Here is a 16,039-nt window from a genome sequence, read left to right on the forward strand (position 1 = left end):
GGTGACGACCACCGCGCGGTGAGAGACCGTCGCCCGTCGGCGGCGGTCGGTGCTCAGGCGTCGATGCGCTCGCGCGCGAGGCGGTCGGACGCGTCGATGATGAACTCGCGGCGCGGGGCCACCTCATTGCCCATGAGGAGTTCGAACACGGTCGTGGCCGCCTCGGCATCCGACACCTGGACACGGCGGAGGAGTCTGCCGGCGCGATCCATCGTGGTCGTGGCCAGCTGCTCGGCATCCATCTCGCCGAGCCCCTTGTAGCGCTGGATCGGCTCGTGCCAGCGCCGGCCGGACTTGCGGAGCTTGGCCAGCAGCGTGTGCAGCTGGTTCTCGTTGTAGGTGTAGATGGTCTCGTTGGGCTTGGAGCCGGGGTTGATCACGATGACGCGGTGCAGCGGCGGCACCGCCGCGAACACGCGGCCGTCCTCGATGAGCGGTCTCATGTACCGGAAGAACAGCGTCAGCAGCAGCGTGCGGATGTGCGCGCCGTCCACGTCGGCGTCGCTCATGAGGATCACCTTGCCGTACCGGGCGGAGGCGAGGTCGAACGTGCGCCCGGAACCGGCGCCGATCACCTGGATGATGGAGGCGCACTCGGCGTTGGAGAGCATGTCGCTGACCGACGCCTTCTGGACGTTGAGGATCTTGCCCCGGATCGGCAGCAGCGCCTGGTACTCGCTGTTGCGGGCGAGCTTCGCGGTGCCCAGTGCCGAGTCGCCCTCGACGATGAACAGCTCGGACTCGGCCACATCGGTCGATCGGCAGTCCACCAGCTTGGCCGGCAGCGACGACGACTCCAGGGCGTTCTTGCGGCGCTGGGTCTCTTTGTGGGCGCGCGCCGAGATGCGCGCCTTCATCTCGGCGACCACCTTGTCCAGCAGCTGCGCCGCCTGCGACTTGTCGTCGCGCTTGGTGGAGGTCAGCCGGGCGGTGAGCTCCCGCGTGACCACCGACGTGACGATCTGGCGCACGGCGGGAGTGCCGAGCACCTCTTTGGTCTGACCTTCGAACTGCGGCTCGGGAAGGCGCACGGTGAGCACGGCGGTCAGGCCCGCGAGGATGTCGTCCTTCTCGAGCTTGTCGCCGCCGACCTTCAGCCGGCGGGAGTTCAGGGCGACCTGCTCGCGCAGGACCTTCATGAGCGCCTGCTCGAAGCCCTGCTGGTGCGTCCCGCCCTTCGGGGTGGCGATGATGTTGACGAATGAACGTGTGACCGTCTCGTAACCGGTTCCCCAGCGGACGGCGATGTCGACGTGGCACTCGCGCTCCACCTCGGTGGGCACCATCGCCCCCGAGGGCTGCAGCACCGGGACGGTCTCGATGAAGGTGCCGGACCCGGTCAGGCGCCACGTGTCGGTCACCGGCGCGTCGGGCGCCAGGAACTCCGCGAACTCCGAGATGCCGCCGTCGTAGCGGTGGGTGGTCTCGACGGGATCGCCGGACCGCTCGTCGCGGATGACGATCTCGAGACCCGGCACGAGGAAGGCCGTCTGGCGGGCGCGCTGCTCGAGCTCGGCGACGGCGAACGCGGCATCCTTCGTGAAGATCTGCCGGTCCGCCCAGTACCGGATGCGCGTGCCGGTGACGCCGCGCGCGGCCTTGCCGACCACGCGCAGCTCACTGCTGCGCTCGAACGGCTGGAATGCGGAGTCCGGCGTCGGGCCGTCGAAGATGCCGGGCTCGCCGCGGTGGAACGACATCGCCCACGTCTTCCCGCCGCGGTCGACCTCGACGTCCAGTCGCTCCGAGAGCGCGTTGACGACCGACGCGCCCACGCCGTGCAGACCGCCCGATGCGGCGTACGACCCGCCGCCGAACTTTCCGCCGGCGTGCAGCTTGGTGAAGACGACCTCGACACCGCTCAGGCCCGTGCGCGGCTCGACGTCGACCGGGATGCCGCGCGCGCGGTCGCGGACCTCGACGCTGCCGTCGGCATGCAGGACGATGTCGATCCGCTCGCCGTGCCCGCCGAGGGCCTCATCGACGGAGTTGTCGATGATCTCCCACAGGCAGTGCATGAGACCGCGCGAGTCGGTCGAGCCGATGTACATACCGGGCCGCTTGCGGACCGCCTCGAGACCCTCGAGCACCTGCAGGTGGTGGGCGGAGTATTCGACGGTCACAATCCTCAAGCGTATCCGCGCCGCCGACACGCCCGTGCACGCCACACGGCTGTCACGGGTCGACGTACGCGCTCAGCGAACTGTCACCCGATCGGGGCATCCACCCCGCGCGCGCGTGGTTGTATGTCATGACCGATACCCGAAGCACCACGCGCACGAGGAGGCACCGACATGAACACGCTCTCGACACCGACCGAGCCCGCGGCCGTCCTCGAGCACCGCCTCACCGCGACCGACCGCTGCGACTCATGCGGCGCGCAGGCCTACATCGCCGCCGAGGTCAACGGCAGCGAGCTGCTCTTCTGCGCGCACCACGGCCGCAAGTACGAGGAGAAGCTCCGCGCGGTCGCCACGTCGTGGCACGACGAGACCGCCCGGCTGCACGAGACTCTCTGAGTCCGCGCGCAGCCGTATCCGACGACGCCGAGACCCGATCAGGCCCGCAGGCCCGGTCGGGTCTCGGCGTTCTCGCGCGGAATCCCCGGTGACAGGCGCACGGCGATCTCTTCGCCGATGGTCCCGATCGCCTCGGCGAGCCCCGTCGCGGTGGTCTCGCCCCACTCCCCCGGCCCGTAGATGCGCACATCGTCGCCGGCTCGTGCCCCCGGCCAGGGCTGGACGTCCGACGTCTCGCCCACATGCAGCAGTCGCCGCGGCCCGCCGGGGGTGCCGACCGCGACACGCCCGCCCAGACTCGAGGGCAGACCGTCCAGCATCCCGATGTCGACGCGCGCCGATCCGTCGGTCACGGCCGTGACCGACGCCGTCAGCGTCGCCACCGGCGTGACCCCCAGCGCCCGCGCGTCCGGGCCGCCCGCCGGCGCGATGCCGTAGCAGAAGGCGCCGACCCGCACCATGTCGTAGCGGAACTCCGCTCGCGCGGTCCCGGCGGCGCTGGCCGCCAGGTGCCGCAGACGCGGCCGCAGGCCGGCCTCGCGCGCGACGTCCACGGCGCTGTCGAAGAGCGCCCGGGCGGCGTCGTCCTCGGCGTCGGAGGCCTCGGCGATGTGGCTCCACACGCCGACCACGTCGATCCGCCCCTCCTGCTCGAGGGCCCGCGCGCGCCGCACGACGGCCGGCCATTCCTCGGGCCGGATGCCGTTGCGGTGCAGGCCGGTGTCGATCTTCAGGTGCACGCGGGCCACGGCCCCGGCGGTGCGAGCGACCTCGGCCGCGTCCTCCAGCAGGGCGGCGTCGCCGACCCCCAGGTCGAGGTCCATCGCGACGGCGGCGGTGACGTCGTCGCCCTCGGGCAGCACCCACACGAAGATCCGGATGCCGTCGCCCGCGATCCGCCGGACCGCCGCCGCGGTGGCGACGTCGAAGGCGCCGATCCACGTGATCCCGCGGGCGACCGCGCACGGAACCACGCGTTCCACACCGTGTCCGTACGCGTCGTCCTTGACCACGAGCATCAGCTCCGCCGGGGCGACCAGGCCCCGGACGTGGTCGATGTTGCGCTCCAGCGCGGCGAGGTCGACCGTCAGCCGGGCGCTCACTCGAGCACCCGCTTCGCGTGGCTGCCGACCGCCGCGACGAGCTCGGCCGCATCGAGGCCGGTCGCGCGCTCCCACTCAGCCAGAGCGGGGTGTCCTGCGGCGGGGTCGCCGAAGAACCACGCGACGTCGCCCCGCTGCACCGGCGCGTCGCCGATCTCGACGACGCACACGTCCATGGCCACGCGGCCGAGGATGGGGCAGCGGATGCCGCGGATGCTCACCGACGCCGACTCACCGAGGGCGCGCACGACGCCCTGCGCGTAACCGCCGGCGACCAGAGCGATCCGCGTGTCGGCGTCGGCCCGGTGGAGGTAGCCGTAGGACACGCCTTCGCCGCGGCGCAGGAGCTTGGTGCTCAGCACCGTCCCGGACAGGCGCATCACGGGCGTGCCGGCACCGTCCAGCCCGTACAGCCGGCGGGGATCGATGCGGGTCGCGCCCGGCGGGATCCTGTCTGCGACATCGTGACCGGCGGCGCGGAGGCTCTCAGCCACGGATGCGTCCGCGACGACCGTGCGGGGCCCCAGCGGCCGGAGCACCGACGCCACGACGTCCGCGCCGTGGCCCCACGCGTCGGCGCGCAGGTCGAGGACGGCATCCGGGGCCGCGTCGAGGGCGTTGCGGCGCAGCGCGTCGGCCGCGATGCGGGCGAGGACGCTCATCGTCGGAGGGCGTCACCCATCGCGCGCTCGTGCCGCGGGCGCGAGCCTTCGCGGATGCCCGTGGCGCTCACGCGCGTCTCGTACAGCCCGGGCGTCCAGTTGCCCTCGATGAGCACGGGCGCCTCGGGCCCGACCGCGACGTCCCACCCGACATAGGGCACGTCGGGGATGCGGCGGGCGGCCTCGTCGACGAGCGCGATGACCTGGTCCCACAGGGGCACCTGGAAGTCCACGATCGACTGCTCGGAGTCGGGGTGCTCGAGGTAGCGGCTCTTGTGCTTGCCGGTGTGCCCGGGGCCGACGGAGTGGCCGTCGTCGTCGAGCATCGTGAAGAAGCCGCCCCACGTGAACTGATCGCTCACGGCGCCGCGGCCGAACTTCTGCACCATCACCAGCGGGTGCACGCGCTCGCCGTCGAAGTAGGTCGTGATCCGGGTGGTGTTCACTGTGCCGGCGCAGTACGACGCGAGGTACGGATGCTGCACGATGGGCTGCTCGATGAGCACCTGCCCCTTCGCGATCAGCTCCGCCCGGTAGGCCTCCCAGTCCGTCACGTCCGACGTGTCGTAGCGGAAGACGCCCTTGCCCTCTCGGCTGACGGGCACCTTGGCGATGATGACCGGATGCCGCTCGGCGAATGCGCGCAGCCCCTCGGCGTCGGTGTCCTCGAGGGAGATCCACTCGCGCCCGAGCAGGTCGCCGAACGCGCGGTTGAAGCTGATCTTGTTCTCGAGCGTCTTGGCCGACTCGCGGTCGTTGAGCGCGTTCGCCAGGTGGTGCTGCAGCAGCGACGTCATGAACGTCCGGCGCTCCCGCCGGTTGAGCAGCGCGAAGTCCGCCTCGTAGTAGTCGAGGTAGGCGGTGTCGCGGAACGCGGCCGACCACAGCATGTCGAAGAAGATCGGGACGGCCCACTTGCCCTGCTCGTCGGAGATCTGGCGGGCGAAGCCCCACACGCGGGACGGCCGGAAGGCGGCGGCGCGCTTGAGGAAGTAGCCGGCGCGGGCTTTGAGCGAGATGTCCATAGAACTGCCGATTATACGAGGCCGACCGCGCGCGGCCGGGCTCCCGGGGCGGCGGCCCGCGCGTGTTAGCGTGTCCGGGTGTCACAGGTCTCGTTGCGCGTGCGCTATCTGTTCCAGCGGGCGAGGCGCCTCAGCCCGGCCAACGTGATCGAGTTCGCCCGTCAGGTCAAGCGCGTCTCGCGGGCTCCGCTGCCGGTGATCGTCGCCGACATGCTGTGGTGCTCGGTCCGGTACGAGATGGGCTTCCGCGACTACGCGGTGTGGGACATCCGGCTGCTGTCGGGACGCGAGCGTGCGACGTGGATGACCCATCCCAAGGCGATCCGCCTCAACAACACCCTCAACGGCCCCGACTCGGCCGCGCTCCTCGGGGACAAGCCCAGGTTCTACCGCGACTTCGCCGACATGATCGGGCGGGAGTGGATCGACGCCGCCGATGCCGAGCCCGCGGACCTCGCCGACTTCCTCGGCAGGCACGACCGGGTCCTGGTCAAGCCCGCCCGAGGCGAGGGCGGGCGCGGCATCGCCGCGTTCACGACGGCCGACATCGCCGACATCGACGCGTGGCGGCAGCAGCTGGTCACCGACGGCCGGACGCTGGTCGAACAGCTCCTCCCCCAGCACGAGCGCATGTCCGAGCTGTACGCCGGCAGCGTCAACACCCTGCGCATCATCACCTATCGGGCTCCGGACGGCGTCTTCCATGTCATCGCCTCTGTGCTGCGCATCGGCAACGGCGGCGTCGTCGACAACTTCGCCGGCGGCGGCATGTTCACGATGCTGGACGACCGCGGCGTCGCCAAGTGGGCGGGCGTCGACAAGAACTCCCACGTCTTCGACCGGCATCCGGTCACGGGCGTCGCGATCGCGGGCTTCGAGGTCCCCTTCTACCGCGAGGCGCTCGCCATGGTCGAAGAGGCCTCGCGACGGCTCCCCACGGTGCCCTACGTCGGGTGGGACGTCGCGATCACGCCGACCGGTCCCGCACTCATCGAGGCGAACCACAACTCCAGCGTCTTCCAGATGAAGCCGAGCGTCTCGGGCGTGCGCACGGGCCTGCTGTCGCGCTACCGCGACGCCGTCGGCGCAGGGGTGCTCGACCGCCGAGGCTGACCGCGGGTCAGCGCGAGAAGCGCTCCCGGACGAGGCCGATCGCGCCCGACAGCTCGGGGGTGCGCATCGCGGCGAGGACACCGAGGTACGCGGCGCCGCTGACGACGCCGATGAGGGCGGTCCCCGCGGCAGCCGTGAACACGTTGTGCAGCATCCAGCCGCCGGTGCCCCCCGACCAGGCGAACACCGCGTATCCGAGCGCGCCGCTGGGGAGGCCGGCCACGAGGAAGCGGGCGAGGGCGAGGACGGGCGCGCGCAGTCCGAGCAGGCCGAGCTTGCGTCGCAGCAGCCAGATCGCCAGCAGCAGCTCGATGATGCCGCACGCGGTCTGGACGGCCGCGACGGAGGCCGTGAGGTACTCGGCGGGGACGGTGTGGACCGCCGCGATCGTCAGCACGACCACGAGGATCCCCTGGACGAGCGTGAAGAAGAACGGCGTCCGGGTGTCGCCGTAGGCGTAGAACGTGCGCTGGATGATGAACAGCACCGCCATCGGGACGAGCGAGAACAGGAACGCCACCAGCACCGGCGCCGCCAGTTCGGCGTCCGACGCGGCGTTGGTGAAGATGCGGGATGCCGGCACCGCCGCGGCGATGAGGGCCGCCGCCGCGACGACGACGAACAGGCCGAGGGTCCGGATGGCCGCGGCGATGTCGTCGCGCACCGCCTGGTCGCGGCCGGCCGTGGCGTGTTCGCTGATGCGCGTGAAGTAGGGAGTGCCGATCGAGAGCACGATCAGGGCGTACGGGACCATGTACACCAGCCACGCGTTCCCCCAGACGGTGACCGAGACGTTGTCGCCGGAGGCCTCGGACATCGCCCGGACCTGGACGATCCCGGCGCCGAGGGTGACCAGCACCATCCCGAACGTCCAGGTGGCAAGGCCCCCCATGCTCCCGAATCCGACCCCGCGCCAGCGGAAGTCGGGGCGCAGCGGGATCCCCGAGCGTCGCCAGACGACCGCCAGCACGACGGCTTGAGCGATGATGCCGAGCGTCGCCGTCCCGCCCACGAGGGCGATCGCGCCCGGCGTCCAGCCGTCCAGCCCGCTCCGGTCGCCGCCGAAGAGCAGGATGAACGCGGCGAAGCCGGCGATCGAGACGATGTTGTTGAGCACCGGCGCCCACGCGTACGGCGTGAAGATCCGGCGGGCGTTGAGACTCTCGCCGATGAGGGCGAACATGCCGTAGAAGAAGATCTGCGGCAGGCACCAGTAGGCGAACGCGGTAGACAGCGCGCGCTGCTGCTCGGAGAACCCCTCCGCGAGGATCCAGATCAGCCACGGCGCGAGGAGCATGGCCACGGCGGTGGCCGCCAGCAGGATGCAGGCACCCGCCGTGAGGAGCTTGGGCAGGAAGACGCGGCCGCCGTCCGCCTGGGTGCTGGCGGCGACCACGCGAGGGACGATCACCGCCGTGAGCAGCCCCGTCGAGATCAGCGTCAGAACGGTGTTGGGCAGCTGATTGGCGACGTAGAACGCGTCACCGGCGGCGTAGATGCCGATCGCGCTGACGAGCACGACCGTCCGGATGAGCCCGGTGATGCGGGACGCCAGGGTGCCGGCGGCGATCAGCGAGCTCGCGCGCGCGAGATTCATCCGAGGATGTCGCTCACGCGGCGCGGACGATGCCCAGCGGCGTCGACTGGTGCCCCTGGCCGAGCGGGTTGTCGCGCAGGATCGCGACGAGCCGGCGCTCGGTCTGGCGGTCCACGGTCGAGCCGAGGATGTTCCCGCCGAGGTCGTTGATGTCGACCACCGCCACCTCGCACACGCCGCCGAGCAGCGCCTTGAGGTGCTCGGCGACCTCGCGCGGTCGCTCCGGGCCCAGGACGACGGCCTTGTTGTACGGCGGAATGGTTCCGCTGGTAGGTCCGTCGATGGCGCGGGCCTTGTCGCCGGCGATCCGGTAGAAGTCGCCCTTGCGACCGAAGGCCTTCGTCACGGCCGAGACGGCCGCGGCCAGCAGGATGCGCGGCGTGCCGCATTCCCGGAGGGCCATCTCCATCGTCTCGGGCATGCCCAGGCCGATGCCGTAGGGCGTGCGCGTGACGTACTTCGAGAGAAAGAGCGCCAGGCGACGCGGCCTGATCTCCTCGACGAGGTACGACCGCCCCTGCGTGATGGCGACGATCTTCTCGGTCACGAACAGCAGGTCGCCGGGCCGGACCTCGGCGGCGGCGTACTCGCGGACGAACGCGTCGAGGTCGTCGCCCGGCATCACCACGCGCGTGCGGATGGGGACGCGGGCGTACGACGCGCCGTCGATCTGGACCGTGAGCGCCTTCCCGGCGTTCGCCTCGCTCACTCGAGGTAGTCCCGCAGCGACTGCGAGCGGCTGGGATGGCGCAGCTTAGCCATCGTCTTGGACTCGATCTGGCGGATCCGCTCGCGGGTCACGCCGAAGGTGTCGCCGATCTGGTCGAGCGTCTTGGGCTGCCCGTCCCCGAGGCCGAAGCGCATGCGGATGACGCCCGCCTCACGCTCCGAGAGGGAGTCCAGCAGCGATTCGAGCTGGCGCTGCAGCATGGTGAAGCCCACCGCGTCGGCGGGCACGACAGCCTCGGTGTCCTCGATGAGGTCGCCGAACTCGCTGTCGCCGTCCTCGCCCAGCGGGGTGTGCAGCGAGATCGGCTCACGGCCGTACTTCTGGACCTCGATGACCTTCTCAGGCGTCATGTCCAGCTCGCGGCTGAGCTCCTCGGGCGTGGGCTCGCGACCGAGATCCTGCAGCATCTGACGCTGGACGCGCGCGAGCTTGTTGATGACCTCGACCATGTGCACCGGGATGCGGATGGTGCGCGCCTGGTCGGCCATGGCGCGGGTGATGGCCTGGCGGATCCACCACGTGGCGTAGGTCGAGAACTTGAAGCCCTTGGTGTAGTCGAACTTCTCGACGGCGCGGATGAGACCGAGGTTGCCCTCCTGGATGAGGTCCAGGAACTGCATGCCGCGGCCGGTGTAGCGCTTGGCGAGGGAGACCACCAGGCGCAGGTTCGCGCCCAGCAGGTGGGACTTCGCGCGCTGGCCGTCGCGGGCGACCCACTGCAGGTCCAGACCCAGCTGGCTGGTCTTCTCGGCGGCCGACATGTGCGACAGCTTCTCTTCGGCGAACAGGCCCGCCTCGATCCGCATCGCCAGCTCGACCTCTTCGGCCGCGTTGAGCAGCGGCACCTTTCCGATCTGCTTCAGGTAGTCCTTGACGGGGTCGGCGGTGGCACCCGTGATCTGCGTGGAGTAGACCGGGACATCGTCTTCGTCGCTCGAGGACAGCACGATCGCGCCGGTGGGCAGCGGCTCGGTGAAGGCAGGCTTCGTGCTCTCTTCGTCCTCGTCGCCGTCGCCGGCCGACTTGTCGTCGGCCTTGTCCGTGGCATCGGCGTCATCGGTGTCGTCGGCGGCGTCGGCCTGGTCCTCCAGCTCGACGTCCGCTTCGATCTCGTCGTCGTCCTCGTCGTCCGCGCGCTTCTTGGCGGCCGTCTTCGGGGAGGCCTTCGCGGTCTTGGCCGCGGGCTTCTTGGCGGCGGGCTTCTTCGCTGCCGGCTTCTTCGCAGCCGTCGCGGGCCCTTCGGCGGAGGTGGGCTCGACGTCGGTGTCCTTCGCCGCCGCCGCGCGGTCCTTGGTGTTCGTGCCTGGAGTCACGTTTCGCCTTTCACCAGCGGGTGCCGACAGCACATCCCCCGGTCGATCTCGGACACTAGTAAGACCCTTGTCAAGTCGATCGGCCCTCGCGCGGAGCGCGTCGGACGATCCTGACAACGGGTCGGAAGGTCCATTGTCTCATACTCCCCGCGCGCGCCCCGTCTGCGGGTGGCCGGTGTTCCGTCTCCGAAGACAACGCCCCCGCCCGCGCCGGCATTCCGTGCTCAGGAGCCCCGCTTGTCCTCGTCGGAGGGACGGGTGGCCAAGAACCGCTCGAGTTCCGCTGCCAGCTCCTCGGCGCTGGGCAGGTCGCCGGTGTGGACCATGGGGGTCGCCGTGGTGGAGCCGGCCATGTAGGAGTCGTACCGCTCCTCCAGCGCGCTCACCATACGTGAGAGCTCGTCGCTGGCCTCCACCTGCTCGTCGACCTTGCCCAGATATTCGCGGTTCTCATCGCGCAGCACGTCGCCGGCGAAGACGAGCCCGGTGGCGACGGTCAGGCTGTCCAGCGCCGCCAGCGCCGCGGCGGGGTACTCGGTGTCGCCGAGATAGTGCGGCACGAGCAGCACGAAGCCTGCCACGGCAGCCCCCGACTCGGCGAAGCGCAGCTCCAGCAGGTGACCGGCGGTGGCGGGGACCTGCGTCTGGGGCTGCCAGACCGAATGCGCCGCCGTGAGCTCTGTCCGGGTGCCGCTGACCGTCGTCCCGAGCGGGCGGGTGTGAGGGACGGGCATCGGGATGGCGTGCACCCACGTGACCGTGCTGACGCCGTACTCGTCCGCCAGTGACACCACGGACTGCGCGAACGCGTCCCAGGCGAAATCGGGCTCGTACCCGGCCAGCAGCAGGAACGGCTGGCCGAGGGTGTCGTGCGCGAGCGAGAGCTCCAGGCGGGCGGGCCGGTAGTCGCTGAGGTGGTCCTGGTCGAACGAGATGACAGGTCGGCGTGCGCGGTAGTCCAACAGGACGTCGTTGCTGTAGACGGCCAGCGGCACCGGATCGGTCTCGTCCCGGAAGTACTGCACCAGGCGAGAGACGGCGCTGCCGGCGTCGGTGAAACCGGTCAGGGCGATCACGAGGGGGAGCCCGCGCGCGACCGCCGGGGCGGCGGCGGAGCGCTCGAGGATCGGGCCGGGGAACAGCATGACCTCCATGCTACGAGCAGCCCGTCACCGGCGGATCCGGCCGCGTCCCGCTCACAGCGAACAGCGGCGTCCATAGGATGGAGCCCATGTCGCACCCCGACCTCGAATATCGTTCCGATCCCCCCCGAGAGGCCGGCGCCGACGCCGTGCTGCTCGCCCTCCCGCCCGTCACCGACGCCGAGGACCCGGCGCTCGCGGACTGGCCGGGACTGCGCGAGGCCCTCCTGGCCACCGGCTTCACCGGCTCCCCGAACTCCTTCGTGCGCGTCCACGCCCCGCAGTCCACGACGCTTCCCCTCGCGGTCGTCGGCACCGGTGCCGACCCCGACGCGGCTGCCGTGCGGGATGCCGTCGGCACCGGCATCCGGTCCCTCACGGGGTTCACGACGGTGTCGGTCGCCCTGCCGGCGGCGCCCGCCGCGTCGTGGCGTGCGGCCGCGGAGGGGGCGCTCCTGGGCGGGTACCGGTTCGACGGCTACAAGACCGAGGCCCCCAAGCCCCGCGCCGCGCGCGTGCTCGTGCACGGCGTCGAGGACCACGCGGACGAGGCGGTCCTCGACGAGGTGCGCGCCGAGGCGGCGGCCGTCGCCCTCGTGAAGGATCTCGTCCACACGCCCGCCGAATGGCTGGGCCCGGCCGATTTCGCCGAGCGCGCCGCCGAGGCCGTCGCGGGCCTGCCCGTGACGGTGGAGGTGCTCGACGAGGACGCGCTCCGCGAGGGCGGCTACGGCGGGATCCTGGGGGTGGGCCAGGGCTCGGACCGCCCGCCGCGTCTCATCCGGCTGGACTACTCCCCCGACGGCGCGCGAGGCCACATCGCGCTGGTGGGGAAGGGCATCACCTTCGACACCGGAGGCCTCTCGCTCAAGCCGGCGGCCTCGATGGTGGGGATGAAGTACGACATGGCAGGCGCCGCGACCGCGCTGGCGGTCCTGCGGGCGCTGGCTGCGACCGCTTCTCCGGTCCACGCGACGGCGTGGCTGTGCGTGGCCGACAACATGCCGTCGGGCCGGGCGACGCGACCCGGGGACGTCCTGCGGATGCTGGACGGCACGACCGTGGAGGTGCTCAACACCGACGCCGAGGGCCGCCTCGTGCTCGCCGACGGCCTCGTCGCCGCCAGTCGCGAGAAGCCCGACGTGATCGTCGACGTCGCCACCCTCACCGGTGCGATGGTCGTCGCGCTCGGCAACCGCCACACCGGCGTCATGGGCGACGACCAGGCGGTGGAGGCGTACCTCGCTGCGGCGGCGCAGGCCGGAGAGCAGGCGTGGCAACTGCCGCTGCCGGATCACATGGTCGATGAGCTCGATTCCCCTATCGCCGACCTGCAGAACGCCAAGATCGGCGATCCCGCGGGCGGTGCGCTGTTCGCAGGACTCTTCCTGCGCCACTTCGTCGGGCGGTCGTCGGACGCCCCCGACGCGGCCCGCATCCCGTGGGTGCACCTGGACATCGCCGGATCGGGGACGAACAAGGGTCCCGCGTACGGCCACACCGACAAGGGACCCACCGGGGCGACCGTGCGCAGCCTCATCCGCTTCGCCGCGGGGGTGGGCGCATGAGCGAACACGTCTTCGACCTCGTCGTCCTCGGCGGCGGCAGCGGGGGCTACGCCGCCGCGCTGCGCGCGTCGGAACTCGGCCGGCGTGTCGCGCTGGTCGAGAAGGACCTGCTCGGCGGCACGTGCCTGCATCGTGGGTGCATCCCCACCAAGGCGATGCTGCACGCGGCGGAAGTGGCCGAGAGCGCGCGCCACGCCGCGCAGATCGGCATCCGGGCCGCCTTCGACGGCGTCGACCCCGCGGGGGTGCGCGCGTACCGCGAAGGCATCGTGAGCAAGAAGTTCAAGGGACTGCGCGGCCTGATCACCGCGCGCGGCATCACGGTCGTCGCCGGCGAGGGACGACTCGAAGCCGGCCCTGCGGTGCGCGTCGGCGACGACGTCTACCGGGGCACGGACGTGGTCGTGGCCAGCGGCTCCTACAGCCGCACGCTGCCGGGCCTCGCGCTCGGCGGGCGCATCCTCGACAGCGAGGCGGCTCTCGCCCTCGACGTCGTGCCCTCCTCGGTGGTGATCCTGGGCGGCGGGGTGATCGGTGTGGAGTTCGCCAGCGTCTGGCGCTCGTTCGGCGTCGAGGTCACCATCGTGGAGGCGCTGGACCGGCTCGTGCCCACCGAGGATCCGAGCTCCAGCACCGCCCTGCAGCGCGCCTTCCGGAAGCGCGGCATCACCGCGCGCACCGGAGTGCGCTTCGCTGCGGCGTCTCAGGACGATGAAGGGGTGACCGTAGAACTCGAGGACGGCGGCGCCCTGCGGGCGGACTACCTGCTTGTCGCGGTGGGGCGGGGGCCCGCCACCGGCGGCATCGGCCTCGACGAGACCGGAGTGGAGCTCGACCGCGGATTCGTCGTCGTCGACGAGCGGCTGCGCACGACCGTCCCGCACGTGTGGGCGGTCGGGGACGTCGTCCCCGGCCTGCAGCTGGCGCATCGCGGATTCCAGCAGGGGATCTTCGTCGCCGAGGAGATCGCGGGGCTGACACCGGTGCCCGTCGACGATCTGCACGTGCCCCGCGTCACCTACAGCAGCCCCGAGGTCGCCTCGGTCGGCCTCACTGAGGAGCGCGCGCGCGAGCGCCACGGCGCCGAGAGCGTGTCGGTGCACGAATACAACCTGGCGGGCAACGGCAAGAGCGAGATCCTCGGCACGGCCGGCATCGTCAAGGTGGTGCGCGTCGTCGACGGCCCCGTCGTCGGCGTCCACATGGTGGGCGACCGCGTCGGAGAGTTGATCTCTGAGGCGCAGCTCATCGTCGGCTGGGAGGCCCACCCCCAAGACGTCGCGCCGTTCCTGCACGCCCACCCCACTCAGAGCGAGGCGCTCGGCGAGGCGCTCCTGGCTCTCGCGGGCAAGCCGCTTCACACGCTCTGACGAACCGACCCACCCGCATCACTAAGCTAGACGCCAATCGGCATCTTTAAGGAGACAAGCCCATGAGCACTTCCGTGGTCCTCCCCGCTCTCGGAGAGAGCGTCACCGAGGGAACGGTGACCCGCTGGCTCAAGCAGGTCGGCGACACCGTCGAGGCCGACGAAGGACTGCTCGAGATCTCGACCGACAAGGTCGACACCGAGATCCCCTCGCCGGTCGCCGGCGTCATCGAGGAGATCCTCGTCCAGGAGGACGAGACAGTCGAGGTCGGCGCGGTCCTGGCGAAGATCGGCGACGGCTCCGGCGCCGGCGCCCCGGCGCAGGAGGCGCCCGCCGCCGAGGCTCCCGCCCCGGCCGAGGCCCCCGCGGCCGAAGCCCCCGCCCCGGCCGAGCAGCCCGCAGCCGAGCAGCCCGCAGCCGAGCAGCCCGCAGCCGAGCAGCCCGCACCCGAGCAGCCCGCACCCGAGCAGCCCGTACCCGAGCAGGCGGCCCCCGCCGCACCGGCCGCGCAGCCGGCGGCATCGGGCGGCAAGGACGTCGTCCTCCCCGAGCTCGGCGAGTCGGTCACCGAGGGCACGGTGACGCGCTGGCTGAAGCAGGTGGGCGACGACGTCGCCGAGGACGAGCCGCTGCTCGAGATCTCGACCGACAAGGTCGACACCGAGATCCCGGCGCCGTTCGCCGGGGTCCTCCAGGAGATCCTCGTGAAGGAGGACGAGACGGTGGCCGTCGGCTCACCGCTCGCCCGCATCGGTGACGGCGCTCCCGCTGCCGCGCCGGCCGAGGCGCCTGATCAGGAGGCGTCCGCGCCGGCCGAGGCTCCGGCCGAGGCCGCGCCCGCACAGGCTCCCGCGCAGGAGGCACCCGCCCAGCCCGCGCCCGCCGCGGCTCCCGCACCCGCTGCAGCTCCCGCCCCGGCGCCCGCTGCCCAGCCTGCTGCCGCTCCGGCGCCTGCCGCTCCGGCCCAGGCCGGCGGTGACGACGAGGGTGTCACCTACGTCACTCCGCTCGTTCGCCGCCTGGCTCAGCAGCAGGGCGTGGACCTCAGCACGATCTCCGGGTCGGGCGTGGGTGGCCGCATCCGCAAGGAGGACGTCCTGAAGGCGGCCGCCTCGACGGCGGCTCCCGCGGCGGACGCACAGGCTGCTGCCGCTCCGCAGGTCGAGGTCTCGCCGCTGCGCGGCACCACCCAGCCGATGTCGCGGCTTCGGAAGGTCCTCGCCGAGCGCGCGGTCGCGTCCATGCAGGCCACGGCCCAGCTGACCACGGTCGTCGAGGTCGACGTCACGAAGCTCGCCGCCTACCGCGACGAGGTCAAGGCGGACTTCCACGCGAAGACCGGCGACAAGCTGTCGTTCCTGCCCTTCTTCGCCCTCGCCGCCGCCGAGGCCCTCCAGGCGCACCCCGTCATCAACGCCACGGTCGACGGCGACAAGATCGTCTACCCGGCGACCGAGAACCTGTCGATCGCGGTCGACACGGAACGCGGCCTGCTGACGCCGGTCGTCCGCGACGCGGGGACGAAGAACATCGCGCAGATCGCGCACGAGATCGCCGATCTCGCCGCGCGGACCCGCGAGAACAAGCTGAAGCCCGACGAGCTGGCCGGCGGAACGTTCACGCTGACCAACACCGGCTCCCGCGGTGCGCTGTTCGACACGCCGGTGGTCTTCCTGCCGCAGTCGGCGATCCTCGGGACGGGAACCGTCGTCAAGCGGCCGGGTGTGGTGAAGATCGACGGGCAGGAGGCCATCGCGGTCCGCTCGTACGTCTACCTCGCACTGTCCTACGACCACCGCATCGTGGACGGCGCGGATGCGGCCCGATTCCTCGGCGCCGTCAAGGCGCGCCTCGAGCAGGCCTCCTTCGCCTCGCAGCTGGGGGTCTGAGCGGGGGC

General features: G+C 71.5%; 13 protein-coding genes. 5 read left to right on the plus strand and 8 right to left on the minus strand.

Annotation, left to right across the window (positions count from 1 at the left end; translation table 11 throughout):
• Positions 1-53: 53 nt before the first annotated feature.
• Complete coding sequence (locus ACYVF4_RS00900; RefSeq protein WP_460718829.1) at positions 54-2,123, minus strand: DNA gyrase/topoisomerase IV subunit B; 2,070 nt, start codon at positions 2,121-2,123, stop codon at positions 54-56.
• Between the two features lie 171 nt (positions 2,124-2,294).
• On the opposite strand from ACYVF4_RS00900, the gene ACYVF4_RS00905 reads away from it, so the two are divergent.
• A complete protein-coding gene (locus ACYVF4_RS00905) occupies positions 2,295-2,519 on the plus strand; it encodes a DUF7455 domain-containing protein (protein ID WP_460718831.1) in 225 nt (74 codons plus the stop codon).
• A gap of 38 nt (positions 2,520-2,557) precedes the next feature.
• On the opposite strand, the gene ACYVF4_RS00910 is transcribed toward ACYVF4_RS00905, so the two are convergent.
• From ACYVF4_RS00910 to ACYVF4_RS00920, 3 genes are read right to left on the minus strand one after another with little or no spacing between them, the layout of a single operon-like run.
• Positions 2,558-3,622 (minus strand): alanine racemase, encoded by a 1,065-nt coding sequence (locus ACYVF4_RS00910; protein WP_460718834.1) that lies wholly within the window; start codon positions 3,620-3,622, stop codon positions 2,558-2,560.
• A complete protein-coding gene (locus ACYVF4_RS00915) occupies positions 3,619-4,284 on the minus strand; it encodes an alanine racemase C-terminal domain-containing protein (RefSeq protein ID WP_460718836.1) in 666 nt (221 codons plus the stop codon). The genes ACYVF4_RS00910 and ACYVF4_RS00915 overlap by 4 nt, the downstream gene beginning before the upstream one ends.
• Positions 4,281-5,309 carry a sugar-transfer associated ATP-grasp domain-containing protein gene (locus tag ACYVF4_RS00920; protein ID WP_460718838.1) on the minus strand — a complete coding sequence of 343 codons (1,029 nt, stop codon included), beginning with the start codon at positions 5,307-5,309 and terminating at the stop codon, positions 4,281-4,283. Before ACYVF4_RS00920 ends, ACYVF4_RS00915 begins: the two co-directional genes overlap by 4 nt.
• Before the next feature lie 78 nt (positions 5,310-5,387).
• Here ACYVF4_RS00920 and ACYVF4_RS00925 point away from each other — a divergent pair, with 78 nt between their 5' ends.
• The gene (locus ACYVF4_RS00925; protein ID WP_460718840.1) at positions 5,388-6,422 is read left to right on the plus strand and encodes a sugar-transfer associated ATP-grasp domain-containing protein; all 1,035 of its coding nucleotides are present in this window, start codon (positions 5,388-5,390) and stop codon (positions 6,420-6,422) included.
• A gap of 7 nt (positions 6,423-6,429) precedes the next feature.
• On the opposite strand, the gene murJ is transcribed toward ACYVF4_RS00925, so the two are convergent.
• The 4 genes from murJ to ACYVF4_RS00945 all read right to left on the minus strand — a co-directional run bounded on the left by murJ (position 6,430) and on the right by ACYVF4_RS00945 (position 11,207).
• Positions 6,430-8,019 carry a murein biosynthesis integral membrane protein MurJ gene (murJ, locus tag ACYVF4_RS00930; protein WP_460718842.1) on the minus strand — a complete coding sequence of 530 codons (1,590 nt, stop codon included), beginning with the start codon at positions 8,017-8,019 and terminating at the stop codon, positions 6,430-6,432.
• 13 nt (positions 8,020-8,032) lie between these two features.
• Positions 8,033-8,728: a coenzyme F420-0:L-glutamate ligase gene (locus tag ACYVF4_RS00935; RefSeq protein WP_460718844.1), complete on the minus strand. Its 696-nt coding sequence runs from the start codon at positions 8,726-8,728 to the stop codon at positions 8,033-8,035.
• On the minus strand, positions 8,725-10,062 hold the full coding sequence (locus ACYVF4_RS00940; protein ID WP_460718846.1) for an RNA polymerase sigma factor: 1,338 nt from the start codon (positions 10,060-10,062) through the stop codon (positions 8,725-8,727). The genes ACYVF4_RS00935 and ACYVF4_RS00940 overlap by 4 nt, the downstream gene beginning before the upstream one ends.
• A 224-nt stretch (positions 10,063-10,286) precedes the next feature.
• Positions 10,287-11,207, minus strand: a complete 921-nt coding sequence (locus ACYVF4_RS00945; protein ID WP_460718847.1) for a proteasome assembly chaperone family protein — start codon at positions 11,205-11,207, stop codon at positions 10,287-10,289.
• A gap of 86 nt (positions 11,208-11,293) precedes the next feature.
• Here ACYVF4_RS00945 and ACYVF4_RS00950 point away from each other — a divergent pair, with 86 nt between their 5' ends.
• The 3 genes from ACYVF4_RS00950 (at position 11,294) to sucB (ending at position 16,031) form a co-directional block, all read left to right on the plus strand.
• Complete coding sequence (locus ACYVF4_RS00950; protein WP_460718850.1) at positions 11,294-12,772, plus strand: leucyl aminopeptidase; 1,479 nt, start codon at positions 11,294-11,296, stop codon at positions 12,770-12,772.
• Positions 12,769-14,142, plus strand: a complete 1,374-nt coding sequence (lpdA, locus tag ACYVF4_RS00955; protein ID WP_460718852.1) for a dihydrolipoyl dehydrogenase — start codon at positions 12,769-12,771, stop codon at positions 14,140-14,142. Before ACYVF4_RS00950 ends, lpdA begins: the two co-directional genes overlap by 4 nt.
• 62 nt (positions 14,143-14,204) lie before the next feature.
• Entirely contained in the window at positions 14,205-16,031 is a 1,827-nt protein-coding gene (gene sucB, locus ACYVF4_RS00960) for a 2-oxoglutarate dehydrogenase, E2 component, dihydrolipoamide succinyltransferase (protein WP_460718854.1), read from the plus strand.
• Positions 16,032-16,039: the final 8 nt, after the last annotated feature.

The sequence above is a fragment of the Microbacterium aureliae genome, from assembly GCF_054780155.1.